Origin of the sequence: Streptomyces sp. NPDC102283 (genome assembly GCF_044766265.1) — a bacterium.
In the GTDB taxonomy this organism is placed as follows: Bacteria; Actinomycetota; Actinomycetes; order Streptomycetales; family Streptomycetaceae; genus Streptomyces.
Genome location: NZ_JBIWLQ010000001.1, coordinates 105,776 through 128,330, shown reverse-complemented (window position 1 = coordinate 128,330; position 22,555 = coordinate 105,776). Strand labels below are relative to the sequence as shown.

The window sequence follows — 22,555 nt, the reverse complement described above, 5'->3', positions numbered from 1 at the left end:
ATGATTTTCCGCCGCCCTCCGCCGCCCTCACCCTCCTCCTGCCGTCCCCCTAGCCGGCTGCCGGCGCTCCCTGCCGCTCGCCCGCGAGGTCCGGTCCCGCCCGGACGGGATATTCCGGCAGCCGTCGGCCGTGGTGCGCTGTTAGCCTCCGTCGATGACTGCCCAACCCCGTGCGGTGACCGTCCGGTTCGACTCCGACAAGCTGGTCCTGGAGCCCCGGTACGACGCCGGGGGCCTGCACTACGCCTTCCCCGACGGGCACCCCGGCGATCCCGGTGCGCCGCGCGCCGCACTGTCCCTGGCGGAGGCCCTGCACGCGCGCATCCGGCCGGTCGGGACGGCGGAGAGGGTCCTGCGCGCCTGGGCGGAAGGCGCACCCCCGCGGGGCCCGGTGTGCCTGGAGGATCCTGCGGCCGTGCCGCCGGCACGGGTACGGGCCGGGGCGATCGTCATCCGTGACGGGGCCATGCTGCTGATCCGCTTCGAGGAGGACGGCGCGCCGTACTACGAGATCCCGGGCGGCGGGGTCGAGGCGGGCGAGACCCCGGAGGCGGCCGTCGTGCGCGAGCTCGACGAGGAGACCGGCCTGGCCGGGACCGCGGGGCCCGAGGTGGCACGCGTCTGGAAGGGCGGACGCCGCGAGCACTACTTCACCGTGTCCGCGACGGGCGAGGTCGGCCCTCCGGAGACACTGGACACCTACGGCGGCACCCCGGTCTGGATACCGGTGGAACGCCTGCCCGTCACCCCGCTGTGGCCCCGGCGGCTGTCCTGGCGCATCGAGCACTGGCACCGGACGGGATGGCCCGGGCGCCCGGCCGAGCTGGCCGACTCCATCACCGAGCTGGGCCTGCCGTGCGCCTGGTGAAGCGCTCGCGTACCCGGCTGGGCCTGCCGTGCGGTTGGTGAGGCGCTCGCACTGAGCCCGTCCGGCGCGCGGGCCGCTACCGGGAAGCGCCGGGCGGCCCGGCCGCATCCAGGGCCGGGGCGAGGAAGGCGAAGGCCCGGTCGGTGAGCGCGGCGGGGTCCTCGGCCCCGTCGCTGTCGCTCCAGCGCCGCAGCACGGTGTCGAACGCCGCGAGTGCGGCCCCGGCGGCGAGGCGCGGGGGGAGGTCCGCCTCCGGGTCGAGCCCGAGGCGGTGGCCCAGCTCCACGGCGAGGTCGTCGCGCCACTGGGCCTGGTGCTCCAGGAAGCGGGCGCGCAGGGCGGGTGTGCGCAGGATCAGCTGGACGACCCGGAGGGCCCGACCGGAGTGCTCGACACCGTCGGCGCAGGCCGCCATGGCGATCCAGACGGCGTGGCGCAGGGCCGCCGAAGGGGACTCGGCCGCGGGGCGGGCGGCCAGTTCGGCGCGCATGCCCGTTCCCATGTCGGCCAGGAACTGGACCACCACGTCCTCCTTGGACGCGAAATACCGGAAGAACGTCCGCTTGGACACTCCGGCGGCGGCGGCGATCGCGTCGACCGTGACCGCGTCGAACCCCTCCCGTGCCATCAACTGGAGCGCCGCTTCGGTCAGTTCGTCCGTGACGAGCTGACGTTTGCGCTGGGCCATGGTCACTGCGGGGCGGGTGCTCACTGCGGGGCGGGTGCTCACACCCATCATCGTAACGCCATGCCATCTTCGACACTCGGTATCCTCTTGAAACTCGGTATCTTCTTGACACCGAGTGCCACGCACGACAACGTATGCCGCATGAGGACACAGGACGGGAAGCAGAAGAAGCCGCGCTGGACCGCCGAGCAGATCCCCGACCAGAGCGGCCGGGTCTCCGTGGTCACCGGGGCCAACAGCGGCCTCGGGCTGGCGACCGCCCGGGCCCTCGCCCACCGCGGCGGGCATGTGGTCCTCGCCGTGCGCGACGAGGAGAAGGGGCGCCGGGCCGCCGCCGCCATCACCGCCGACCGGCCGGGGGCCTCGCTGGAGGTGCGCCGCCTGGACCTGGCCGACCTCGACTCCGTACGCGCGTTCTCCGACGCCCTGCGCACCGACCACGCGCGGCTCGACACGCTGGTCAACAACGCCGGGGTGATGGCACCGCCCCGCTCGGCCGGCGCGCAGGGGCACGAGCTCCAGTTCGCCTGCAACCACCTCGGGCACTTCGCGCTCACCGGCCTGCTGCTCGACCTGCTGGCGGCCGGGGGACGGGACCCGCGCGTCGTCACGGTGACCTCGGTCAACCACCGCAAGGCACGCCTGCGCTTCGACGACCTGAACGGCGAACGCGACTACGGACCGATGGCCTTCTACGACCGGTCGAAGCTCGCCAACGCCGTCTTCGGGCACGAGCTGCACCGCCGGCTGACCGCGTCCGGCAGCCCGGTCCGGAGCCTGCTGGCGCACCCGGGCTACACCGCCACCAACCTCCAGACGAGCGGGCCGACCGGCCTGGTGAAGCTGCTGTTCGGCCGTGTCCTGCGGCCCCTCGCCCAACACCCCGGCGCGGGCGCGCTTCCGCAGCTGTACGCGGCGACCGCCCCGGACGCGCGGGGCGGCGACCTCATCGGCCCGGACGGCCCCGGGGAGCTGCGCGGCGGGCCGACCCGGGTGCCCCTCGCCCCGGCGGCCGTAGACGCCCCGACCGGGCGGCGGCTGTGGGAGGTGTCGGAGGAGCTGACCGATGTCCGCTTCCCGCTCCCGGCCCCCGCGTGACGGGCATGCTTCGCAACTGGGCGGCGCACGCATCAAGGCACGCGCGTGCAGGCACGCGCATCGGGGCACGCACATCGGGGCACGCCCTGTAGGGGCGTCCGCCTGTACGCACGCCCGTGAACGGTACGGAAGGGAGCCCGGGTCGAATGGCACGGTGGCTTCCGCTGGCGGCGGAACTGGGGCCCGAGCGACGGCGGCTGACGGAGCGGCTCCGGCTGCTGAAGGACCGCTCGGGCCTGAGCCTGGGCGCGCTGGCGGCGAAGACGTCGTACAGCGCCTCCTCCTGGCAGCGCTGTCTCAACGCGGCCGCGGTGCCTCCCTGGGCGGCGGCGGAAGCGCTCGGGAAGCTCGGCGGCGCGGGACGGCAGGATCTGGTCCGGCTCCGGGTGCTGTGGGAATCTGCCGCGGAGGCGAAGCCAACGCCCCGAAAGAGTGAGGCGGTTCCGGCCATTCTCCGGACCCGGCAGGACGGGCACCGTGAGGAGCGGCGGGAACAGCCGTCGGAGACCGGTTCGGGTCCGGTCGGCGTCGAACGGCCGCAGGCGCGCACACAGGCGCAGGCGCAGCCACAGGTCCGGGCCCTTTCGCGGGTTCGGTCGTCGGCACGGCTGCGGTCCCTCGCGGCCGGCTTCGCCGTGGTCTGCCTGCTGGCCGTGCCGAAGTCCTCGGGCAGGACCTTCGAAGGCCCGTCGTGGCCCTGGCCGGCCCACCCCGGCCCCGCAGCCGACGTCGCGGACCGGGTGGCTCAGTGCCGGGGGCCCGGCTGCGAGGGGCTGGACCCGGTCCGCACGGGATGTGCGCGCGACGGGCGCGTTCTGGGCCGGCTCGACCGCGACGCACAGCGCCTGGAGCTGAAGCACAGCGCGCACTGCGGGACGGTCTGGGGCGAGGTGTCTCCCGTACGGGCATCGGACCGGCTGTCCGTCAGCTCACCGCAGCCGGCCCACCTGGACGAGCGACCCGGCACCGGCCGCACCCGCATGCTCCCGGTGCCGGACAGCGCGGGGACCGGCGCGCAGGCATGCCTCCGGGCGCGGGACGCGCATGCGTGCGTCGCCTCGGACAACCGCTCCTGGACGGACTGACCGCCGCCCGGATCAGCCGGGCCGCTCCGCGCACACTTCCAGGGTCGCCCGATAGCGGTGCAGTGGCTTGAACCGGCCCGCGTCCTTCACCAGATACCTCCCGTCGGCGGCGCGCCGGAAGGGCACGGAGTGCTTCGCCCCCTCGTAGTACACGGCGTCCGCGCGCTCGGTGAGCCGCTCTCCCGCCTTGCCGAACGACTGGGGGCCGATGATGCCGTCCGCCGGCAGCCCCCTGTTGCTCTGCCATGCACGGGTGGCCCGGATGGTCGACTCGCCGTAGAAGCAGTCGATCCGCGACCTGTTGACGTATCCGTCGGCCCACAGCACCGCCTGCCACAGGGCCACCAGGTCGCTGCGCGATGGCAGGTTCTCGCCCAGGAGGCCTTCGTCGTCCCAGTGCCCGGCAAGGGGACCGGCACCACGGACGTACGTTCTCTCCCGTGCCGAATCCGACGGGTCCGACGGGTCGGACGCGTCCGACGGGTCCGACGCGTCCGATGGAGGCGTCGGGGGCGTCGGGGGCTGTGACCGTTCGGCCGGGGAACCGCCCGTCGGGGAGCGGGAGTCACTTCCCGCGCAGCCGCTCGCCACGACAATGGCCACCAAAGCGAACACTGTCGACCATGACCGATGCATGCGGCCTTCCTCGCGCTCGCTGCCATCCCCTGGGCATATCCCCAGCAGTGTATGAGCGTTCGGGCGGGCGTGGACAAGGAAGGAAAATGGGTCTGTTATATGACTGAAGGGAAATCCTTACCCGAGCACATGAATCCCGATGTCGGCCGGCTCGTCGGGGAGTTGCGCCGGGCGAAGGTCGCGGCGGGCATGAGCCTGGCGGCACTGGCCGAGGCGACTCCGTACAGCAAGTCGTCCTGGGAACGGTTCCTCAACGGCTCGCAGCTTCCGCCGCGCGGCGCGGTCGAGGCCCTGGCCGTGGGGAGCGGAACCGACGGGGAGCGGCTGCTGGCCCTGTGGGAAGTGGCCGAGTCCGCCTGGAGCGGCAGATCACGCACCGCACGTGAGTCACCGCGTGAGTCACCGCGTGAGTCATCGCGGGAGTCATCGCGGGAGTCGCCCCGCCCCGGGCCTCCGACGGAGCCCGGGAACGGTGGCACGGTCGCGGAGGCCGCAGAAGCCGACTCCGTACAGGACCGGCCCGACCGGCCCGACCGGCCCGAGCTGCCCGCCCGTCGCCGTCGCCGTCGCGGGATCATCGCGGCACGGGTCGCGGCGGGTGCGGCCGTCGCCGCCGTCTGCGCGGCCGCCGTCCTCGTCGGCCTCGCCGACAGCGGGCCGGCGGACGGCGACGCCGCCCCGCCCGGGGCCGCGGATGTCCAGGAGCCCCCGGTCAAGGGCGTGGAGGCGAAGTGCTTCGGCACGGCGTGCGACGGCACGGACGCGGTGGAGATGGGGTGCGGCGGCGACGCCTGGACCGCCGCGATGACACGGGCGGGCGGGCGATTCGTCGAGGTCCGCTACAGCAGCACCTGCCGGACCGCGTGGGCACGCATCAAATCCGCGCGGCCCGGGGACCGGGTGAGGGCCGTCAGGAAGGACGGCCACACCTATGCCGAGGTGGTGCCCGACGACGCGAACCGCGCCGCGTACACCTTCATGATGTCGGCCCCGTCTCCCCGGGAGGTCAAGACCTGCTGGGAACTGTCCACCGGAGAGCAGGGATGTACGCGGCACGGCCGGGACAGGCCCCTTCCGGGGGCGTCACCGGTTCCTTCCTAGAACGCGGAACGCGGGAACGCCCGCCGACGAGCCGCTCGGGTGCGGTCCGCCGGCGGGCGCTCTGCGGGGCTGCTACTTGATCTTGTAGCGGATGTTGGCGGTGACCCTCACCGGCACGTCCCGGTCGGCCTGGATCTTGACGGCCTTGGACTTGCTGCTGCTGTTGGTCCAGGAGAGGACGTAGCCGGAGCCGGGGCGGACGTTGTACTCCTTGGCCAGCGCCTTCGAGCTCTTGTTGGCGATCCGGAGGTCGATCTTCTTGTTCCCGGAAGAGGTGAGCTCGACCAGGATGGTCCTGCCCTTCTTCACCGTGATCTTGCCGGCCTTCTTGCAGGTGGTCCACTTGGCGGTCTTCAGCACGCACTTGGCGGGCTTGGCCTTCGCCGCGGCGGAGACCCCCTGTGTCACCGCGGTGGGCTTGGCCGACGCGGTGCCGGGGGCGGCGGTGGCGACCGGTGCGAGGGCGAGGCCACCGCCGAGGACGGCGGCCGCGGTGATCAGAGTCAGGCCCTGACGTGATGCCATCACTGTGCTCCTTCGTAGGACGTTCTCGGTTCGCCCGACGCGGCGGCAGTCGTTGCCCGCCGGTCGGTACGTCACCGAGACTCCCCTCGTCCGCCGGGGCCCGTCCACGAAAACCGCCGGCCTGGGGGATCGTGGGACACCCACGTCTGTGACCTGCGGTGATACCGGCGCGGGTGACACCGCGGCGGGACGCCGGGAGGCCCGGAACCTCCACGGCGCCCGAGGTGCGGCTCACCCCTCGCGGCGCGGGCCCGTCCGGCTGCGCACCGCGCCGACGCTGGCCCCGATGACCAGGGCGATGGCGAGGGCGTCCGTGGTGGAGAGGGCCTGGTCCAGGATCAGGAAGCCCGCGCCGGCGGCGATGGCCGGCTCCAGGCTCATCATCACGGCGAACGTGGGCGCGGGCAGCCGGCGCAGCGCCATCAGTTCCAGGGTGTACGGAAGGACCGAGCTGAGGAGGGCCACCGCCGCGCCGAGCGCCACGGTGGACGGGACCGTGAGCTTCGCGCCGGACTCGATGATGCCCAGCGGCAGCGAGAGGACAGCGGCGACCACCATCGCCAACGCCAGCCCGTCCGCCTGCGGGAAGCGGCGGCCGGTGCGGGCGCTGAACACGATGTACGCCGCCCACATCGCCCCGGCCCCCAGGGCGTACGCCGCGCCGACCGGGTCGAGGCGGTCGAAGCCTCCGCCGCCCAGCAGCACGACGCCGGCGAGGGCGAGGCCCGCCCACACGAGGTTGATCAGCCGGCGCGAGGCGAACACCGAGAGGGCGAGCGGGCCGAGCACCTCCAGGGTGACGGCGATACCGAGCGGGATCCGGTCCAGCGCCTGGTAGAAGAGCGTGTTCATGCCGCCCATCGCGACGCCGAAGGCGAGCACCGTGCCCCAGTCGGCGCGCGAGTGGCCGCGCAGCTTCGGGCGGCAGATCACCAGCAGGATCAGCGCGGCGGCCGCCAGCCGCAGGGTGACGACGCCCAGCGCGCCCGCCTTCGGCATCAAAAGAGCCGCGACGGCCGAGCCGAACTGGACGGACAGGCCGCCTGCGACCACCAGCACGATCGGCGTCAGCGCCGCCCGGCGCTCGGCCCCGGTCCGCCCGGCGGGTGCGCCCGTGCCCACGCCGCCCTGGACGTCCGCACCCGCCCCGGCGCCTTCGAGTGCCGTCACCGCTTCGGGTACGGCGACGGCTGCGGCGGCCGGTTCGGCGGCGCTGCGCTGGTCGTTCACGGGGGACCTTCCGAGGGAGCGGGAACGGAGCGGGGACGGGGAGACAGGCGGGGAGACGAGACGGCTCAGTGCACTCTAATGGACTGGACGGTACGACAGAGCGCACTGTTCCGCCAACGGCTTTCCTTCACCGTAAGGACACCCGCGCGTTCCGTGAAATACCGATCAAGCTCCCGTTATGCTCCCCACGCATGAGCGAAGCGCCCTCCACCGGCCGCCCCGTGGAACTCCGGCACCTGCGGGCCTTCCTCGCGGTCGCCGAGGAGTCGAACATCACGCGGGCCGCCGCCCGCCTCCGGCTGACCCAGCCCGCCGTGTCCCGCACCCTGGCGGCGCTGGAGCGGCACCTGGGGGTCCGGCTCGTCGACCGTTCCACCCACCACCTCGCCCTGACCCCCGACGGCGTCGCCTTCCGCGACAAGGCAGCCGCCGCGGTCGCCGCCTTCGACGAGGCCCTCGACGCCGGGCGGCTGCGCACCTGGCCGCTGCGGCTCGGGCACGCCTGGTCCGCGTTCGGGCCGTACACCACGCCGCTGCTGCGGGCCTGGCAGGAGCGCCACCCGGGGACCCCGCTGGAGCTGCTCCGGATCGACGACCGCACCGCCGGCCTGACCCGGGGCGAGGTCGACGCGGCGCTGCTGCGGGGTCCCGTGGACGCGCCGGGGCTCGTCGCCGAGGTGCTGTTCACCGAGGTCCGGGTGGCGGCGGTGACCGCGGACGGGCCGCTCGCGGGGCGGGCCTCGCTCGCCCTCGCCGATCTCGCGGAAGGGCCCGTCGTCCTGAACACCGTCTCCGGCACCACCACCGCCGACCTGTGGCCGCCGCACGCCCGCCCGGCCGCCACCCTCACCGTCGGGAACACCGACGACTGGCTCACCGCCATCGCCGCCGGCCGCGGCAGCGGGGTGTCCACCGCCTCGACCGCGGCCCTGCACCCGCACACGGGGGTCGCCTACGTCCCGCTCGACGACGCCCCGGGCGTCCCGGTCCTCCTCGCCCGCCGCGACGCCCCCGGCCACCCGGCGCTGCCGGAGCTGGCCGCGCTGGCCCGGGAGATCGTCGCGCGGGGCTCGACGCGCTGAGCCGCGGGCCCGACCGCCCTACGCGTCGTCCTCCAGCCCCTCCGCGACGACCTCCGCGAGGTGCCGGGCCCGCCGTCCGGCCAGCTGGTCGAGCTGCGTACGGCAGGAGAACCCGTCCGCGAGGAGTTCCGTACCGGGTTCCGCTTCCCGTACGGCGGGGAGCAGCCGCTCCTCCGCGCAGGCGACGGACACCTCCCAGTGGCCCTTCTCGAAGCCGAAGTTCCCGGCGAGCCCGCAGCAGCCGCCGCTGAGTTCGCCGGTCAGGCCCATCCGTTCGCGCAGCCCGCGTTCCGCCGCGTCGCCGAGGACCGCGTGCTGGTGGCAGTGCGTCTGGCCGGCGGCCGGGCGGTCCAGTCGGGGCGGGGTCCAGTCGGGGGCGTACTCCTCCAGATACTGCGCGAACGTCCGCACGGCGGAGGCCAGTTCGGCGGCGCGCGGGTCGTCTGGGAGGAGTTCGGGCAGGTCGGTGCGGAGCGTCGCGGCGCAGCTCGGTTCGAGGACGACGAGCGGTCGGCCCGGCAGGAGGTCGAGGCGGTCCAGGGTGCGGCGCATCACGCGGCGGGCCGCGTCGAGCTGGCCCGTCGACACGTAGGTGAGACCGCAGCACAGCCCGCGCGGGGGCGGCAGCACCGTGCGCCCCGTCGCCTCCTCCAGGACCCGGACCGCCGCCCGGCCCACCTGCGGGGAGAGGTGCTCGGTGAAGGTGTCCGCCCAGAGGTGCACCACCCGGTTCGTGGAAAGGACGCGTGTGCCCTTGCCCTGACGTGCGCGCAGCCACCGGCTGTACGTCTGTGTCGCCAGAACCGGGATCGTGCGCTCGGGCGCGATCCCGGCCAGCCGTTTCACGAGCGCGGCGAGGGGGCGCAGCCGGGCCAGCGCGTTCAGCGGCCGGGCGAAGGGGGCGGCCAGGCGGAGCCAGCGCGGGAGGCGGCCCATGGCGTAGTGGGCGGCGGGGCGGAGCCGGCCCCGGTAGTGGTGGTGCAGGAACTCCGCCTTGTACGTGGCCATGTCGACGCCCACCGGGCAGTCGCTGCGGCAGCCCTTGCAGGAGAGGCACAGGTCGAGCGCGTCCCGGACCTCCTCGCTGCGCCAGCCGTCCGTGACGATCTCGCCCGCGAGCATCTCGTGGAGCAGCCGGGCCCGGCCCCGGGTCGAGTGCGCCTCCTCGCCGGTCGCCCGGAAGGACGGGCACATGACGCCCGCGCCGCTCGCCTCCGTCGTACGGCACTTGGCGACGCCGACGCAGCGGCGGACCGCGCCCGCGAAGTCCCCGCCGTCCTGCGGGTATCCGAACTCCACGTCCACCGGGCGTCCGGGGAGGACGGCGAAGCGGAGGTTCGCGTCGAGGGGTGCCGGGCGGGCCAGGATCCCCGGGTTCAGGCCGCCGTCCGGGTCCCACAGGTCCTTGTACCGGTGGAAGAGGGCGACGAGTTCGCCCCCGTACATCCGGGGCAGCAGCTCCGCGCGCGCCTGGCCGTCGCCGTGCTCGCCGCTGAGGGAGCCGCCGTGCTCGACGACGAGGGAGGCCGTCTGTTCGGAGAAGCGGCGGAAGCGGGCCACCCCGGCGTCGGTCAGCAGGTCGAAGTCGACGCGGACGTGGACGCAGCCGTCGCCGAAGTGGCCGTACGGGGTGCCGCGCAGGCCGTGTTCGGCCAGGAGGGCCCGGAAGTCGCGGAGGTACGCGCCGAGCCGGGCGGGCGGCACCGCGCAGTCCTCCCAGCCGGGCCAGGCCTCGGCTCCGTCGGGCATCCGGGTCGCTGTTCCGGCGGCGTCCTCGCGGATCCGCCACAGGGCCCGCTGCCCGGCCGGGTCCGTGACGACCGCCCCGTCCACCGCGTCGGCGCCCCGCAGGACGCGTTCCGCGTGCGCCCTCGCCTCGGCCGGGGTGTCGCCGCCGGTCTCGACGAACAGCCAGGCTGCCCCGCGCGGCAGCCCGGCGGACCGGGTGACGAGGTCGGCGGCCATGCCCTCGACGGTGAGCGGGCGGTACGGGAGGAGGCCCGGGGCGGCGTCGGCGGCGGCGGACTCGTCGGCGTATCCGAGGACGACCAGGGCGCGGGCGCGCGGGGCCTCGACCAGGCGCACGGTGGCCTCGGTGACGACGCCGAGGGTGCCCTCGCTGCCGCAGAACGCCCGGACCGGGTCGGGGCCGCCGGGGTGTTCGGGGAGCAGCGCGTCGAGCGCGTACCCGGAGATGCGGCGCGGGAGCGCGGGGTAGCCGGTGCGCAGGAGGGCGAGGTGGGCGGCGACGAGTGCGCCGACGCCCTCGGGCCCCTCGCCGCGCCCCTGTTCCAGGTGCAGCCTCTCGCCGCCGTAGCGGACGACCGACAGCTTCCGCACGTTGTCCGCCGTCGTGCCCCAGGCCACCGAGTGCGCGCCGCAGGAGTTGTTGCCGATCATCCCGCCGAGGGTGCAGCGGCTGTGGGTGGAGGGGTCGGGGCCGAAGGTCAGGCCGTGGGGTGCGGCGGCGGCCCGCAGGTCGTCCAGGATCACTCCGGGCTGGACGACGGCGGTGCGGGCGGCGGGGTCCAGGTCGAGGATCGTGCGCAGATGGCGGGTCAGGTCGAGGACGAGGCCGGTACCGGTGGCCTGTCCGGCGATGGACGTGCCGCCGCCGCGCGCCACCACCGGCACCCCGTGCTCCCGGCAGACGGCCAGGGCGGCGGCGATGTCGTCGGCGTCGAGCGGGGCGAACACACCGAGCGGGACCCGGCGGTAGTTGGAGGCGTCCATCGTCGTCAGTGCCCGGGCGGCGGCGCCGAAGTCGCTCGCGCCGCGTACGGCGGAGCGGAGCGCCGCGACGAAAGCCGGGGAAGCCGGGGAAGCCGGGGAAGCCGCCCGGGAGGTCGCCGGTCGAGTGTCGGTATGCGGTCGATGCTGTTCGGCCATGGTCTCAGCATGGAGCCGGGACGGGTGAACTCTTGGGATACGGGCGGATCAAAGCACGTAAGCAGTACAAAAAAGCCCACAAGATCTTCCCAAACAGACCGTCAAGTCTCCTATAGTGACCAAGACTTGCGCAGGAATTGGCAGCTCCAGTTGTGCAGGATCGCCCACACCCGTGCTGAACTGTCCTGAATTCGACTGGCCGATTTCACCTTGTTCGCACCACTTCGCACCACTTCGCACCACTCCGCACCACTCCGCACCACTTCGCACCGTCTCGCTCCACTCAGCACCGCCTCATACCGTCCCGCACCGTCCGCCACCGAGGACTCCGATTGCGCCCCTCACACCGGCCCACCGCACTCGCCCTGCTGATCTCGGCAGCCGCAACCGGCACGCTGACCCTGTGGGGCGTCGCCGCGGCCCCCGACGAGGTACGGACCCCGCTGGCCTGGGGCGCGGGCGCAGCCGCCGTGCTGCTGAGCGTCTGCGTGGCCATCACCGTCCACACCCTGGGGACCGCGCGGACCCTGCGCGCCCTGCGGGCCGCCGACGCCCAGCGGTTCACCGCCGAGACCTCGCGCCTGGTCTCCGCCTCCGCCGTCGAGGGCCAGCGCTTCACCGCGGAGACCGCCCGGATCAAGGGCGCCGCCTCCGCCGAGACCGCCCGCGTCGCCGCCGACGCCCGCGCCGAGAACGAGCGGATCGCCGCGGCCGCCGCCGCCGAACAGGGCCGGCTGGCCGTCTCCGTCGACCGGCTGACCGCCCGTGCCACCCGCGCCGAGACCGAGCGCTCCGCGGCCGTCGCCGCCTGCGCCAACGCGGCGGGGCGGATGCAGGCGCTGGCCACCAGCATGCTGGCCGACCTCCGCGAGATGGAGCACCGGCACTCCGACGAGTCCGTCCTCGGGGACCTGCTCCACCTGGACCACCGCACCGCCCAGGCGGGCCGCCTCGCCGACTCCATCGCCGTGCTGACCGGGGCCCGTTCCGGCCGGCGCTGGGCGAAGCCGATCGTCATGGAGTCGATCCTGCGCGGCGCGATGGGCCGGATCGGCAGCTACCAGCGGGTCCGCCTGCACTCCACCAGCGATGTCGCCATCGCCGGCCACGCGGCCGAGGGCGTCATGCACGCGCTCGCCGAACTCCTCGACAACGCTGCCAACTTCTCGCCGCCCACCGCCGAGGTCCATGTGTACGTGGAGGAGGTCCCGGCGGGCATCGTCATCACCGTCGAGGACAGCGGGCTCGTCATGAGCGAGGTGCAGCTGCGCCGCGCCGAGAAGGCGGTCTCCGCCGATCACCAGGACCTCACCAACCTCTCCGGCACCCGCCTCGGGCTCGCCGTCGTCGGCAGGCTGGCCCGCAAGCACGGTCTGACCGTCTCCTTCCGGCCGTCCGCCCGGGGCGGCACCGGCGCGCTGATGATGCTCCCCCAGGACCTCATCTCCCGCTCGCCCGCACCCGCGCCGGCGATCCCGGCCCAGGCTGTCGCGGCCCCGGCGGCCCCGGCCACCGCCACCGCCCCCGCCGAACCGGAGCCCTCGCACGCCTCGGCCGCCGGAGCGGACCCCACCGGCGCCGCCCCCGCGGCCCGGTCCCTCCCCGAGGACGACGCCTCCACGCCCCCGACCCCGGCGGCGGAGTCGGAGTCCGAGTCCACGGGCGCCGTGCCCGCGTTCGGCGAGAGCGGCCTGCCCAAGCGCCGCCGAGGCCGCACGCTGGCCGCCGCCGAGTCCCGTACCGGCAACGCCACCCCCGGCGGAGCCGACACCCCCCGGGCCCGCACCACCGACCCGAAGGTCCAGGCAGCGCGCTTCAGCACCTTCAGCAAGGCGGTACGGGCCAACTCCACGCACCCGGAAGGCAACACCCGATGACCGCGACCACCGACGAGAAGCTCAACTGGCTGCTGGAGGGGCTGCTCGACCGCACCCCCGGTACCCGCCACGCCCTCGTCCTGTCCCGCGACGGCCTCAAGCTGTGCCGCACCCCCGAGCTCTCCGTCGACCAGGCCGACCAGCTGGCCGCGATCTCCGCCGGGATCCAGAGCCTCTCGCACGGAGCGTCCATCGAATTCGGCGACGGCACCGGCGGCGTACGGTCCGCGATGGCCGAGTTCTACGGCGGCGTGCTGTTCATCGTCGAGGCGGGAGCCGGGGCCCACCTGGCCGTCGTCGCCGACGAGGACTCCGACGTGGGCCTCGTCGGCCACAACATGAGCGAGCTCGTCGAGCAGCTCGGCGAACACCTCGTCGCGCCGCCGCGCGAACCCGCCGAGACCCCGGCCGTATGACGACGGCACCCCGCCCCCGACCGGGCCGCGACGAGGATCCGGACCGGCTGTACACCCTCACCGGGGGCCGCAGCCGCTCCGACTCCGCCGCGTTCGACCTGGTGACGCTCGTCGTCGCCGAGTGCGACCCGGCCCCCGGGATGCAGTCCGAGCACGTCGCGATCCTGCGGATGTGCCAGGGACCCACCGCCGTCGTCGAGATAGCCGCGACCCTGAACCTGCCGGTCAGCATCGTCCGCATCATGCTGTGCGACCTGCTCGACACCGGCCGGATCAGCGCCCGCCACCCCCGTACAGCCCGTGTCGCGGACCGGCTCCCCGACCCCGACATCCTGGAACAGGTGCTCGTTGGACTCCGCAACCTCTGACCGCGCCGCCCTGAGCGCGACGGCCGACAACGGACTGAAGATCGTTGTCGTCGGCGGCTTCGGGGTCGGCAAGACCACCATGGTCCGATCCGTGAGCGAGATCCGTCCGCTCAACACGGAGGAGAGCATGACCCGCGCGGGCGAGGCCGTCGACCACCTCGACGGCATCCAGGCCAAGTCGTCCACCACCGTGGCGTTCGACTTCGGCCGCATCACCCTCGACGAACGCTCCGTGCTGTACCTCTTCGGCGCGCCCGGACAGGAGCGCTTCTGGTTCCTGTGGGACCGGCTGTTCTCCGGCACGCTCGGCGCGGTCGTCCTCGTCGACACCCGGCGGCTCGCCGACTCCTGGTACGCCATCGACCGCCTGGAGCACCACGGCACGCCGTTCATCGTGGCGTGCAACGACTTCGGCGGCCCGCTCCACAGCGAGCAGCAGATCCGCGAGGCCCTGGACCTCTCGGAGGACGTACCGCTGGTGGAGTGCGACGCCCGCGACCGCTCGTCCAGCAAGTACGTGCTCATCACGCTCGTCGAACACCTCGCCGCGCTCTCCGCCGCCCGCCTCCGCGCCCCCGAGGCGGCCCTGGCGGCGGCCGGCCCGACCCCGGAGCCCGCCCCGTGACCCCTGTCTCCGGCTGCCCCGTCACCCACGGGTCCGTCCCCCTGTCCGGGCCCCGCTTCCAGAGCGACCCCGTCCAGCTCTACCGGGACATGCGGCGCGACCACGGGGCGATCGCCCCCGTCGTCCTCGACGGCGACGTGCCCGCCTGGCTCGTCCTCGGCTACCGCGAACTGCACCAGGTCACCGGCGACCCGGCCCTCTTCAGCCGGGACTCCGACCTGTGGAACCAGTGGGACCGCATCCCCGACGACTGGCCGCTGCTGCCGATGATCGGGCGCAAGCAGCCCTCGATCCTCTACACGGTCGGCGAGCGCCACAGCGTCCGCGCCATGATGATCAGCAACGCGCTGGAGGGAGTCGACCCGTTCTCCCTGAAGCGGTACGCGGAGGAGTTCGCCGACGAGCTGATCGACCGGTTCTGCACCAAGGGCTCGGTCGACATCATCGCGGAGTACGCCAAGCTGCTGCCGGCCCTCGTGCTGGCCAGGATCTACGGCTTCTCCGACGAGGAGGCCCACCCGCTGGTCGGCGCGATCAACGACATGATCGACGGCCGGGAACGGGCGCTCGCCGGACAGCAGCACCTCGGCACGTCGATGTTCCAGCTGCTGGCCGACAAGCACGCCGAGCCCGGTGACGACGTCGCCACCCGGATGCTCGCCGACCCCGGCGGCTTCACCGACGAGGAGGTCGCCCAGGACCTCATGGTGATGATGGCGGCCGGCCACCAGCCGACCGCCGACTGGATGGGCAACTCGCTGCGGCTGATGCTCACCGACGACCGGTTCGCCGCCTCGCTCTCGGGCGGCCGGCACAGCGTCGCCGAGGCGATGAACGAGGTCCTCTGGGAGGACACCCCCACCCAGAACGTGGCCGGCCGCTGGGCCGCCCGCGACACGCACCTCGGCGGCCGCCACATCCGCGCCGGCGACCTGCTGCTCCTGGGGATCGCCGCCGCCAACGGCGACCCGCAGGTGCGGACCCACGCCTCGGCACTGACCGGCGGCAACAACGCCTTCCTCTCCTTCGGCCACGGCGAGCACCGCTGCCCGTTCCCGGCCCAGGAGACCGCCGAGGTCATCGCCCGTACCGGCATCGAGGTCCTGCTCGACCGGCTGCCGGACGTGGACCTCGCCGTCCCCGCCGAGCAGCTCACCCGCCGCCCGTCGCCCTGGCTGCGCGGGCTGACCGACCTGCCGGTGCTCTTCACACCCACCCCCGCCGTCGGAAGACCCGGAAACTTCGGAGGCCCCGCATGACCCGCATCACGCTCGACCCCTTCGTCAGAGACCTCGACGGCGAGAGCGCCGCGCTGCGGGCCGCCGGCCCGCTGGCCGAGGTGGAGCTGCCCGGCGGTGTACACGTGTACGCGGTCACCCGCCACGCGGAGGCCCGCGCGCTGCTCACCGACAGCCGCGTGGTCAAGGACATCAACGTCTGGAACGCCTGGCAGCGCGGCGAGATACCGATGGACTGGCCGCTGATCGGCCTGGCCAACCCGGGCCGCTCGATGCTGACGGTCGACGGTGCGGACCACCGCCGTCTCCGTACGCTGGTGGCGCAGGCGCTCACGGTGAAGCGGGTGGAGCGGCTGCGCGCCGGGATCGAAACGCTGACGAACGCGAGCCTGGAGCGGCTGGCGGCCCTCCCGGCCGGAGCGCCGGTGGACCTGAAGGCCGAGTTCGCCTATCCCCTCCCCATGAACGTGATCAGCGAACTGATGGGCGTGGACGCGGCGGACCACCCGCGGTTGAAGGAGTTGTTCGAGAAGTTCTTCTCGACGCAGACGCCGCCGGAGGAGGTCCCGCAGATGATGGCGGACCTCGGGACCCTCTTCACGAAGATCGTCGACTCCAAGCGGGCGAACCCGGGCGACGACCTGACCAGCGCCCTGATCGCGGCCTCCGAGGACGGCGACCACCTCAGTGACGAGGAGATCGTCAACACGCTGCAACTGATCATCGCCGCCGGGCACGAGACCACGATCAGCCTGATCGTCAACGTCGTGGAGGCGCTGGCGACCCACCCCGAGCAGCGCAGGAAGGTGCTGAACGGGGAGATCGGGTGGGACGGCGTGATCGAGGAGACGCTGCGCTGGAACACCCCGACCTCGCACGTCCTGATCCGCTTCGCGACGGAGGACATCGAGGTCGGCGACAAGACCCTGCCGAAGGGCGAGGCCCTGATCGTCTCGTTCGGCGCGCTGGGCCGCGACGAGGAGCAGTACGGCCCGACGGCCGGCGAGTTCGACGCCACCCGCACCCCGAACCGCCACATCGCCTTCGGCCACGGCCCGCACATCTGCCCGGGTGCGGCGCTCTCCCGCCTGGAGGCGGGCATCGCGCTCCCGGCGCTGTACGAGCGGTTCCCGGAACTGGACCTGGCGGTGCCCGCCGCCGAACTGCGCAACAAGCCGATCGTGACCCAGAACGACCTGCACGAACTGCCGGTGGAGCTGGGCTGCCCGTTCGGCCACGACGCCTAGCTCCTCCCTCTACCCGGGTCTCCACGGGCCGGAGCGCGCGTCTCATCCGACGGACACGGTTGCTGAGCCGTGCCACCGAGGGACTACGCTCCGTCCCGTGGCCGACATCCAGATTCCCGCTGACATCAAGCCCGCAGACGGACGCTTCGGCGCCGGTCCTTCCAAGGTGCGGACGGAGGCGCTCGACGCGCTGGCCGCCACCGGCACCTCTCTCCTCGGTACGTCCCACCGCCAGGCCCCGGTCAAGAACCTGGTCGGCGAGGTACGGGACGGCGTGCGCAGCCTCTTCTCCCTCCCCGAGGGGTACGAGGTCGTCCTCGGCAACGGCGGCTCCACCGCCTTCTGGGACGTCGCGACGCACGGACTGATCGAGTCGAAGTCCCAGCACCTGAACTTCGGCGAGTTCTCGTCCAAGTTCGCCAAGGCCGCGAAGCTCGCGCCCTGGCTGTCCGACCCCACCGTCATCGCCTCCGACCCGGGCACCCACCCGGACCCGAAGGCCGAGGCGGGCGTCGACGTCTACGCCTTCACCCACAACGAGACCTCCACCGGTGTCGCGGCCCCGGTCAAGCGCGTCGCGGGCGCCGACGAGGGCTCCCTCGTCCTGGTGGACGCCACCTCCGGTGCGGGCGGCCTGCCGGTCGACATCACCGAGTCCGACGTCTACTACTTCGCCCCGCAGAAGTCCTTCGCCTCCGACGGCGGCCTGTGGGTCGCCGTGTTCTCCCCGGCCGCCCTGGAGCGCGCCGCCCGGATCCACGCCTCGGGCCGGCACATCCCGGAGTTCTTCTCGCTGCCCACCGCGATCGACAACTCCCTCAAGAACCAGACGTACAACACCCCGGCGCTCTCCACCCTCTTCCTGCTGAACGAGCAGTTGAAGTGGATGAACACCCAGGGCGGCCTGGACTTCACGACGGGCCGCACGGCGGCTTCGTCGGGCCACCTCTACGGCTGGGCCGACGGGTCGAAGTACGCCACCCCGTTCGTCACGGACCCGGCGAAGCGCTCGCAGGTCATCGGCACGATCGACTTCGCGGACGAGATCGACGCGGCGGCCGTCGCCAAGGTGCTGCGCGCCAACGGCATCGTGGACACCGAGCCGTACCGCAAGCTCGGCCGCAACCAGCTGCGCGTGGCGATGTTCCCGGCGATCGACCCGGCGGACGTCCAGGCGCTGACGGCGTGCGTCGACTACGTGATCGAGAAGCTGTAACTGACTGCGTGATCGAGAAGCTGTGACTTCCCGGTTCTCGACCGTACGGAGACGGCCCGGCACCCACGCGGTGTGCCGGGCCGTTTCTGCGCCAACCTCGGGAATCGTTGTTGGAAGCAGCGAATCGACTCCTGGACCGGCTTCCGGGGTATCGCGTCGAGATCATCGACGGCATGATCACCGTGGCGCCGCTCCGGGACGGCCTTCACGCCGACACACTGACCACGATCATGGTCCCCCTCCTTGCCGCCGGGCTCGACGACGGCGAGACCGAAGTCCTCCAGGCCGTCGGCCTGTGGCTCCCCAGCGGCCCCGAGGACTACGTGATCCCCGACCTGTCGATCGTGGACGCCGACTTCGACGCGCACCTGATCGAGCGGGAGGAAGCGGGCGGCCTACTCCGCCGACGCCCCCACCAGCACCGCGCGCAACGCGGCTATCCCGGCCAGCCACTCCTGGTCCGCGCCGGCGTCCGCCCACAGGTCCAGCGGCTCCGCGTTCTTCGCGGTGAGGCGGTCCAGGGCACGGACGGCCAGCGGGCGCAGATCGGCGGGGAGCGGCGGCAGCGGCTCCTTCGGGCCGTACGCGGTGGTGACGGGCTCTCCCCCGGGGCACTGGGCGGCGACCAGCGCGGCGGCGGCCACCGCCTCCTCCCCGGGGTCCGCGTAGTCCTCCGGCCCGGTGCCCGCCACGGCGGTCAGGACGTCCCGCAACACGTCCGCCTTCTCCCCGCGCTCCGCGTCGTCGACCCGCCCGCCGAAGTCGGCCGCGGTGTCGTTGTCGAAGTGGCCGATGTCCCACGCGCCCATGGAGTCCCCCTCATTCCGCCGTGCCGGTCAGCCCGTCGTGCCGGTGCCTCCATCCTCACAGCCGCCACTGACAGTCGGCCGGGCCGGGCTCGGGCTCACTGCACGCGGGAACCGCCTCGTCCGGAATCGGCGTCGTCCGAGCCGTCCTCGTCGTCCTCGTCCGGGATGTGCACGTCGAAGACGTTGATGTTGATCTCGACGACCTCCAGCCCCGTCATCGTCTCCACGGCATCGACGACTTCCGTGCGGATCCGGTCGGCCAGCTCGTGGATCGGAACCCCGTAATCCACCTCGACGTCGACGTCGATCGCCGTCTGTTTCTCGCCCACCTCGACCTTCACGGTCCGTCCCCTGCCCGAGGACCCGGACACCCTGCCCGTCACGGCGCCCAGCGCCTTCGACGCGCCCTTGCCCACCGAGTGAACGCCGTCGGTCTCACGGATGGCGATCTCCGCGATGGTGGCCACGACGCCGTCGGCGATGGTGGTCCTGCCGCGCACGGCGCTTCCCTGGTTCCCGCCGCTGGTCGCCGGGTTTCCGCTCCGAGATTCGATGTCGACCATGTCCGCCTCACAGAGAGTGATTGCCACGGGCGCTCCTCCCGCCCGTGCGGCCCCCTCCTCACTCTCCGCCTGCCCGTGGCCATCCGCCATTCGAGTTGCCCGGCCTCAGTCGCGGGGCAGCAGCGTCCCCAGCGGTCCGAGGTCCAGGTTGAGGTCCTCGGGTCGCACCCCGTGCTGGTCGCAGAGCTCCTTCATCCGCTGGTCGAGCAGCATGAGCGTGGTCCCGATCTCCTCGACCTGCTCGTCGCTGAGGTCGCCCTGTTCGACCCGGCGGATCGCCTGCCGTTCCATCAGCTGCCGGAGCAGCTCCACCACGGTGAGGACCAGGGCCACCAGGTCCCGCCCCATCTGCTCGGAGTCCAGATCGACCCGTGTCCCCGGGGCCTTGCCCGGGCCCGTCACAGCGGCCCCCCGTCGGCCCAGGGCGCCGGAACCCGCTCGCTGACCGACGACAGCAGGGCGTGCAGTGACACCCGCACCAGAGGGACGTCGGCGATGGCGATCACCAGGTCCCCGCTGACGACGACACCGGTCGCCAGAACACGGTCCAGCAGGTCGACCAGTGGCACCCCGATGGGCCCGCTCAAGGGCTCCGGGCTGTCCCAGGGGACCACCGCGCGCTCCGCCGCTGCCACGGCTACACCTCCCCGACGAAGGAGTACGGCACCCAGGGGCCGGTCAGCTCGATCCGCGCCCCGGTCCGCTCGCCCAGACCCCGTACCAGAGAGCCCAGTTCCTCCGACCTGTGCTCGGCCACGAGATACGTGGCGTTGAGCACGTGCACCCGGCCGTCACCCCCCGGTACGGCTCCGTGCGTACGGAGGCGGCGCGACGCGGCGGCCAGTTCACGGAGTTCGGCGTCCACGGATTCCGCGACGGACAGGGCCTGTTCCCGGCGGCGCTCACGTCGCTCCTGGACCCCGCGCCTGCGGTTCAGGTAGGCGAGCCCCGCACCGGCGGCGGGAGCCCCGCGCCCGCCGCCCCCGGCGATGGCGGGCTCCCTCTCCTCGGGTTCCTCGGGAGCGGCCGGGGGCTCGTACACCTTCACGCCCCACTCGGCGTGGTGCGCGATGCGCTTCAGCACCCGGTGGAACCGGTGCGCCTCGTCATCGAGCGCACGACGGGCCCGGTCGTCGTCGTGGTAGAGCGTGGCGAGGGGCAGCGGTACGGCGGGCCCGTGAGCGGCCGCGGCGGACACGACCTCGTGGTGGGCCCGGGCGTACCGCTCGATCTCACGCGGGTCGGAAAGCCGCGCCTGCCAGACCTCGTCCGTGAAGTCGGCGGCCGGGACGGTCTGGACCACGGCGGTGAGCGGCCCGGAGGGCAGCAGCCGGACGGCCCTACCGCCGGGCATACCGACCGGGCCGGTGACATCGGCCGTGTTCACGGCACGGGTGCCCCGGCAGACGGCGAACACGTAGGTGACACCGGTGTCCGGCCCCCTGTCCGCGGGTGCGGGGTGCGTCATCTCTGCCCGGTCTCCTTGTTGTTGCCCCTGTCATCCCTGCCGGTGTTCCGGTACGGGTCCAGGGCGTCGGTCTCGTCCGTGGCCGGTTCGAGGGCCTGGAGGCGTTCCCGCAGCCGGCGGTTCTCGTCCTCCAGAGCGTCGCGCTTCGCCCGGGAGCTGAGGGCCGGATCGGTCTCCCACCAGTCGATGCCCGCCTTCTTCGCGGTGTCGACGGATGCCACGAAGAGACGGAGCCGGATGGTGAGGAGTTCGATGTCGAGGAGGTCGATCTTGATGTCCCCGGCGATGACGATGCCCTTGTCCAGGACGCGTTCGAGGATGTCGGCGAGGTTGGTGGTCTGAGGGCCGTTGGCCGGCGGCCCTCCCTGCCGGAAGTCGAGGTCGGTCACCGCGAGGCCCCGGACCGGCGCCTGCGACTCGCGCGCTTCTTGGCGGGCGGCTCCTCCGGTTCTTCCTCGCCGTCTTCCGGCTCCTCGTCCTCGTCTTCCTCGTCGTCTTCCTCGTCTTCCTCGTCTTCCTCCGGCTCCTCCTCCTCGTCTTCCTCGTCCTCGTCTTCGTCCTCCCCAGACTCCTCCTCGTCCTCCTCGGGCTCCTCCTCGTCCTCCTCGTCCTCCTCGTCCTCGTCCTCCTCCTCAGGCTCCTCTTCGCCGTACTCCTCGTCCTCGCCCTCCCCGTCCTCGGCCTCTTCCGCTTCCTCGCGCTCGACGGCCTCCTCGTGGCTGACCACCACCTCGCCGTCGCGGATCTCGCCGCGCCACCCCTCGGGCTCTTCTTCGGTGAGGGTCACGTACCGCTGGAAGTGCTTGAAGTCCAGCCGTACGCGGCGGCCCTGGGCACGCCAGAGGTTGCCCGTCTTCTCGAAGAACCCGGACGGGTAGTACTCCATGACCAGCACGACGCGGGTCAGGTTCGAAGCCAGCTCATGGAAGCTGATGGCTCCGCGTGTGCTGCCCTTGGCGCCCTCGGAGGTCCAGACGATCCGGTCGTCGGGCACCTGTTCCTGCACCGTGGCCTTGAAGCTGCGGGAGGAGGGGCCGACCTTGACCTTCCAGTCGCTTTCCTCGTCCTCGCCCTTGGAGACGCTCTGGACGCCCTTCATGAAGCCGCTGAACTCTTCGTACTGCGTCCAGGCGTCGTAGGCGGTACGCAGGGGCACGCCGACGTCGATCACTTCGATGATGTTCATGAACTTGCCGCCGCCGGCCTTGCGGTTACCCTTGCCACCGCCCCCACCGAGCGCGCTCTTCGCCTTGTCCACCACCGCGTCCTTCGCGCCCTTGGCCTTCTCCGAGACGAACGCCTTCACCGGGGACTCGCCCTGGAGCACGCGAGACCCGATGGCGGGCAGAGAGCCGCCCTCCCCGGCCGCGTCGGTCAACTGGCCGGTGAGATCCTTGAGTTTGCCGCCCGCCTTTTCGGCGAGCTGCTGGACCTGAGCGCCGGCGAATTTCGACAGTTCTTCTTTGATGCGGCCGACACCCGACTCCGCCGGAGCCTCGGATTCGTCCTTGTCCGTCGTTGCCATG

24 protein-coding genes and 1 pseudogene are annotated in these 22,555 nt (G+C 72.8%); 13 read left to right on the top strand and 12 right to left on the bottom strand.

Annotation, left to right across the window (positions count from 1 at the left end):
- Positions 1 to 154: 154 nt before the first annotated feature.
- Positions 155 to 868 (top strand): NUDIX domain-containing protein, encoded by a 714-nt coding sequence (locus ACIRJT_RS00650; protein WP_403902696.1) that lies wholly within the window; start codon positions 155 to 157, stop codon positions 866 to 868.
- A 76-nt stretch (positions 869 to 944) separates the two neighbouring features.
- Here ACIRJT_RS00650 and ACIRJT_RS00645 read toward each other — a convergent pair whose 3' ends face one another.
- Positions 945 to 1,556, bottom strand: a complete 612-nt coding sequence (locus tag ACIRJT_RS00645; protein WP_403904378.1) for a TetR family transcriptional regulator — start codon at positions 1,554 to 1,556, stop codon at positions 945 to 947.
- Positions 1,557 to 1,697: 141 nt separating this feature from the next.
- On the opposite strand from ACIRJT_RS00645, the gene ACIRJT_RS00640 reads away from it, so the two are divergent.
- Complete coding sequence (locus ACIRJT_RS00640; RefSeq protein ID WP_403902693.1) at positions 1,698 to 2,654, top strand: oxidoreductase; 957 nt, start codon at positions 1,698 to 1,700, stop codon at positions 2,652 to 2,654.
- Between the two features lie 146 nt (positions 2,655 to 2,800).
- Positions 2,801 to 3,739 carry a helix-turn-helix domain-containing protein gene (locus tag ACIRJT_RS00635; protein WP_403902690.1) on the top strand — a complete coding sequence of 313 codons (939 nt, stop codon included), beginning with the start codon at positions 2,801 to 2,803 and terminating at the stop codon, positions 3,737 to 3,739.
- A gap of 12 nt (positions 3,740 to 3,751) precedes the next feature.
- On the opposite strand, the gene ACIRJT_RS00630 is transcribed toward ACIRJT_RS00635, so the two are convergent.
- Positions 3,752 to 4,084 carry a peptidoglycan-binding protein gene (locus ACIRJT_RS00630; RefSeq protein ID WP_403902687.1) on the bottom strand — a complete coding sequence of 111 codons (333 nt, stop codon included), beginning with the start codon at positions 4,082 to 4,084 and terminating at the stop codon, positions 3,752 to 3,754.
- A 390-nt stretch (positions 4,085 to 4,474) separates the two neighbouring features.
- Between ACIRJT_RS00630 and ACIRJT_RS00625 the strand changes: the two genes are divergently transcribed.
- A complete protein-coding gene (locus tag ACIRJT_RS00625; RefSeq protein ID WP_403902685.1) occupies positions 4,475 to 5,476 on the top strand; it encodes a DUF2690 domain-containing protein in 1,002 nt (333 codons plus the stop codon).
- Positions 5,477 to 5,548: 72 nt separating this feature from the next.
- On the opposite strand, the gene ACIRJT_RS00620 is transcribed toward ACIRJT_RS00625, so the two are convergent.
- The gene (locus ACIRJT_RS00620; RefSeq protein WP_403902682.1) at positions 5,549 to 6,001 is read right to left on the bottom strand and encodes a hypothetical protein; all 453 of its coding nucleotides are present in this window, start codon (positions 5,999 to 6,001) and stop codon (positions 5,549 to 5,551) included.
- 231 nt (positions 6,002 to 6,232) lie between these two features.
- Positions 6,233 to 7,231, bottom strand: a complete 999-nt coding sequence (locus tag ACIRJT_RS00615; RefSeq protein WP_403902679.1) for an EamA family transporter — start codon at positions 7,229 to 7,231, stop codon at positions 6,233 to 6,235.
- Between the two features lie 191 nt (positions 7,232 to 7,422).
- Here ACIRJT_RS00615 and ACIRJT_RS00610 point away from each other — a divergent pair, with 191 nt between their 5' ends.
- Entirely contained in the window at positions 7,423 to 8,313 is an 891-nt protein-coding gene (locus tag ACIRJT_RS00610; RefSeq protein WP_403902676.1) for a LysR family transcriptional regulator, read from the top strand.
- Positions 8,314 to 8,331: 18 nt separating this feature from the next.
- Here ACIRJT_RS00610 and ACIRJT_RS00605 read toward each other — a convergent pair whose 3' ends face one another.
- On the bottom strand, positions 8,332 to 11,202 hold the full coding sequence (locus ACIRJT_RS00605) for an FAD-binding and (Fe-S)-binding domain-containing protein (RefSeq protein ID WP_403902674.1): 2,871 nt from the start codon (positions 11,200 to 11,202) through the stop codon (positions 8,332 to 8,334).
- Positions 11,203 to 11,534: 332 nt separating this feature from the next.
- On the opposite strand from ACIRJT_RS00605, the gene ACIRJT_RS00600 reads away from it, so the two are divergent.
- From ACIRJT_RS00600 to ACIRJT_RS00565, 8 genes and pseudogenes are all read left to right on the top strand, one after another.
- The gene (locus ACIRJT_RS00600) at positions 11,535 to 13,079 is read left to right on the top strand and encodes a sensor histidine kinase (protein ID WP_403902671.1); all 1,545 of its coding nucleotides are present in this window, start codon (positions 11,535 to 11,537) and stop codon (positions 13,077 to 13,079) included.
- A complete protein-coding gene (locus ACIRJT_RS00595; RefSeq protein ID WP_228989666.1) occupies positions 13,076 to 13,495 on the top strand; it encodes a roadblock/LC7 domain-containing protein in 420 nt (139 codons plus the stop codon). The genes ACIRJT_RS00600 and ACIRJT_RS00595 overlap by 4 nt, the downstream gene beginning before the upstream one ends.
- Positions 13,492 to 13,863, top strand: coding sequence for a DUF742 domain-containing protein (locus tag ACIRJT_RS00590; RefSeq protein ID WP_003967208.1), 372 nt, complete (start codon positions 13,492 to 13,494; stop codon positions 13,861 to 13,863). Before ACIRJT_RS00595 ends, ACIRJT_RS00590 begins: the two co-directional genes overlap by 4 nt.
- The gene (locus ACIRJT_RS00585; RefSeq protein WP_403902666.1) at positions 13,844 to 14,488 is read left to right on the top strand and encodes a GTP-binding protein; all 645 of its coding nucleotides are present in this window, start codon (positions 13,844 to 13,846) and stop codon (positions 14,486 to 14,488) included. Before ACIRJT_RS00590 ends, ACIRJT_RS00585 begins: the two co-directional genes overlap by 20 nt.
- Entirely contained in the window at positions 14,485 to 15,747 is a 1,263-nt protein-coding gene (locus tag ACIRJT_RS00580) for a cytochrome P450 (protein ID WP_403902663.1), read from the top strand. Before ACIRJT_RS00585 ends, ACIRJT_RS00580 begins: the two co-directional genes overlap by 4 nt.
- Positions 15,744 to 16,973: a cytochrome P450 gene (locus tag ACIRJT_RS00575; RefSeq protein WP_403902660.1), complete on the top strand. Its 1,230-nt coding sequence runs from the start codon at positions 15,744 to 15,746 to the stop codon at positions 16,971 to 16,973. The genes ACIRJT_RS00580 and ACIRJT_RS00575 overlap by 4 nt, the downstream gene beginning before the upstream one ends.
- A gap of 97 nt (positions 16,974 to 17,070) precedes the next feature.
- On the top strand, positions 17,071 to 18,189 hold the full coding sequence (gene serC, locus ACIRJT_RS00570; RefSeq protein ID WP_403902657.1) for a phosphoserine transaminase: 1,119 nt from the start codon (positions 17,071 to 17,073) through the stop codon (positions 18,187 to 18,189).
- Positions 18,190 to 18,296: 107 nt separating this feature from the next.
- Positions 18,297 to 18,566, top strand: a pseudogene (locus ACIRJT_RS00565) (Uma2 family endonuclease); the annotation flags it as partial.
- An 18-nt stretch (positions 18,567 to 18,584) separates the two neighbouring features.
- Here the strand turns inward: ACIRJT_RS00565 and ACIRJT_RS00560 are convergent.
- From ACIRJT_RS00560 to ACIRJT_RS00530, 7 genes are all read right to left on the bottom strand, one after another.
- Entirely contained in the window at positions 18,585 to 18,998 is a 414-nt protein-coding gene (locus ACIRJT_RS00560) for a DUF4259 domain-containing protein (RefSeq protein ID WP_403902654.1), read from the bottom strand.
- Between the two features lie 95 nt (positions 18,999 to 19,093).
- Complete coding sequence (locus tag ACIRJT_RS00555) at positions 19,094 to 19,561, bottom strand: Asp23/Gls24 family envelope stress response protein (protein WP_403904375.1); 468 nt, start codon at positions 19,559 to 19,561, stop codon at positions 19,094 to 19,096.
- Positions 19,562 to 19,666: 105 nt separating this feature from the next.
- A complete protein-coding gene (locus ACIRJT_RS00550; RefSeq protein WP_403902651.1) occupies positions 19,667 to 19,963 on the bottom strand; it encodes a gas vesicle protein K in 297 nt (98 codons plus the stop codon).
- The gene (locus ACIRJT_RS00545; RefSeq protein WP_003967217.1) at positions 19,960 to 20,196 is read right to left on the bottom strand and encodes a gas vesicle protein; all 237 of its coding nucleotides are present in this window, start codon (positions 20,194 to 20,196) and stop codon (positions 19,960 to 19,962) included. The genes ACIRJT_RS00550 and ACIRJT_RS00545 overlap by 4 nt, the downstream gene beginning before the upstream one ends.
- Before the next feature lie 2 nt (positions 20,197 to 20,198).
- On the bottom strand, positions 20,199 to 21,029 hold the full coding sequence (locus ACIRJT_RS00540; protein WP_403902648.1) for a GvpL/GvpF family gas vesicle protein: 831 nt from the start codon (positions 21,027 to 21,029) through the stop codon (positions 20,199 to 20,201).
- Positions 21,026 to 21,418, bottom strand: coding sequence for a gas vesicle protein (locus tag ACIRJT_RS00535; protein WP_403902646.1), 393 nt, complete (start codon positions 21,416 to 21,418; stop codon positions 21,026 to 21,028). Before ACIRJT_RS00535 ends, ACIRJT_RS00540 begins: the two co-directional genes overlap by 4 nt.
- A complete protein-coding gene (locus ACIRJT_RS00530; RefSeq protein WP_403902643.1) occupies positions 21,415 to 22,554 on the bottom strand; it encodes an SRPBCC family protein in 1,140 nt (379 codons plus the stop codon). Before ACIRJT_RS00530 ends, ACIRJT_RS00535 begins: the two co-directional genes overlap by 4 nt.
- Between the last annotated feature and the right edge of the window lies 1 nt (position 22,555).

Bases quoted from the DNA above. Each gene is read 5' to 3' on its own strand.
- ACIRJT_RS00650 (WP_403902696.1), top strand. From the start codon at position 155: ATGACTGCCCAACCCCGTGCGGTGACCGTCCGGTTCGACTCCGACAAG.
- ACIRJT_RS00645 (WP_403904378.1), bottom strand. From the start codon at position 1,556: ATGGCCCAGCGCAAACGTCAGCTCGTCACGGACGAACTGACCGAAGCG.
- ACIRJT_RS00640 (WP_403902693.1), top strand. From the start codon at position 1,698: ATGAGGACACAGGACGGGAAGCAGAAGAAGCCGCGCTGGACCGCCGAG.
- ACIRJT_RS00635 (WP_403902690.1), top strand. From the start codon at position 2,801: ATGGCACGGTGGCTTCCGCTGGCGGCGGAACTGGGGCCCGAGCGACGG.
- ACIRJT_RS00625 (WP_403902685.1), top strand. From the start codon at position 4,475: ATGACTGAAGGGAAATCCTTACCCGAGCACATGAATCCCGATGTCGGC.
- ACIRJT_RS00620 (WP_403902682.1), bottom strand. From the start codon at position 6,001: ATGGCATCACGTCAGGGCCTGACTCTGATCACCGCGGCCGCCGTCCTC.
- ACIRJT_RS00610 (WP_403902676.1), top strand. From the start codon at position 7,423: ATGAGCGAAGCGCCCTCCACCGGCCGCCCCGTGGAACTCCGGCACCTG.
- ACIRJT_RS00605 (WP_403902674.1), bottom strand. From the start codon at position 11,202: ATGGCCGAACAGCATCGACCGCATACCGACACTCGACCGGCGACCTCC.
- ACIRJT_RS00595 (WP_228989666.1), top strand. From the start codon at position 13,076: ATGACCGCGACCACCGACGAGAAGCTCAACTGGCTGCTGGAGGGGCTG.
- ACIRJT_RS00590 (WP_003967208.1), top strand. From the start codon at position 13,492: ATGACGACGGCACCCCGCCCCCGACCGGGCCGCGACGAGGATCCGGAC.
- ACIRJT_RS00575 (WP_403902660.1), top strand. From the start codon at position 15,744: ATGACCCGCATCACGCTCGACCCCTTCGTCAGAGACCTCGACGGCGAG.
- ACIRJT_RS00560 (WP_403902654.1), bottom strand. From the start codon at position 18,998: ATGGGCGCGTGGGACATCGGCCACTTCGACAACGACACCGCGGCCGAC.
- ACIRJT_RS00555 (WP_403904375.1), bottom strand. From the start codon at position 19,561: ATGGTCGACATCGAATCTCGGAGCGGAAACCCGGCGACCAGCGGCGGG.
- ACIRJT_RS00540 (WP_403902648.1), bottom strand. From the start codon at position 21,029: ATGACGCACCCCGCACCCGCGGACAGGGGGCCGGACACCGGTGTCACC.
- ACIRJT_RS00530 (WP_403902643.1), bottom strand. From the start codon at position 22,554: ATGGCAACGACGGACAAGGACGAATCCGAGGCTCCGGCGGAGTCGGGT.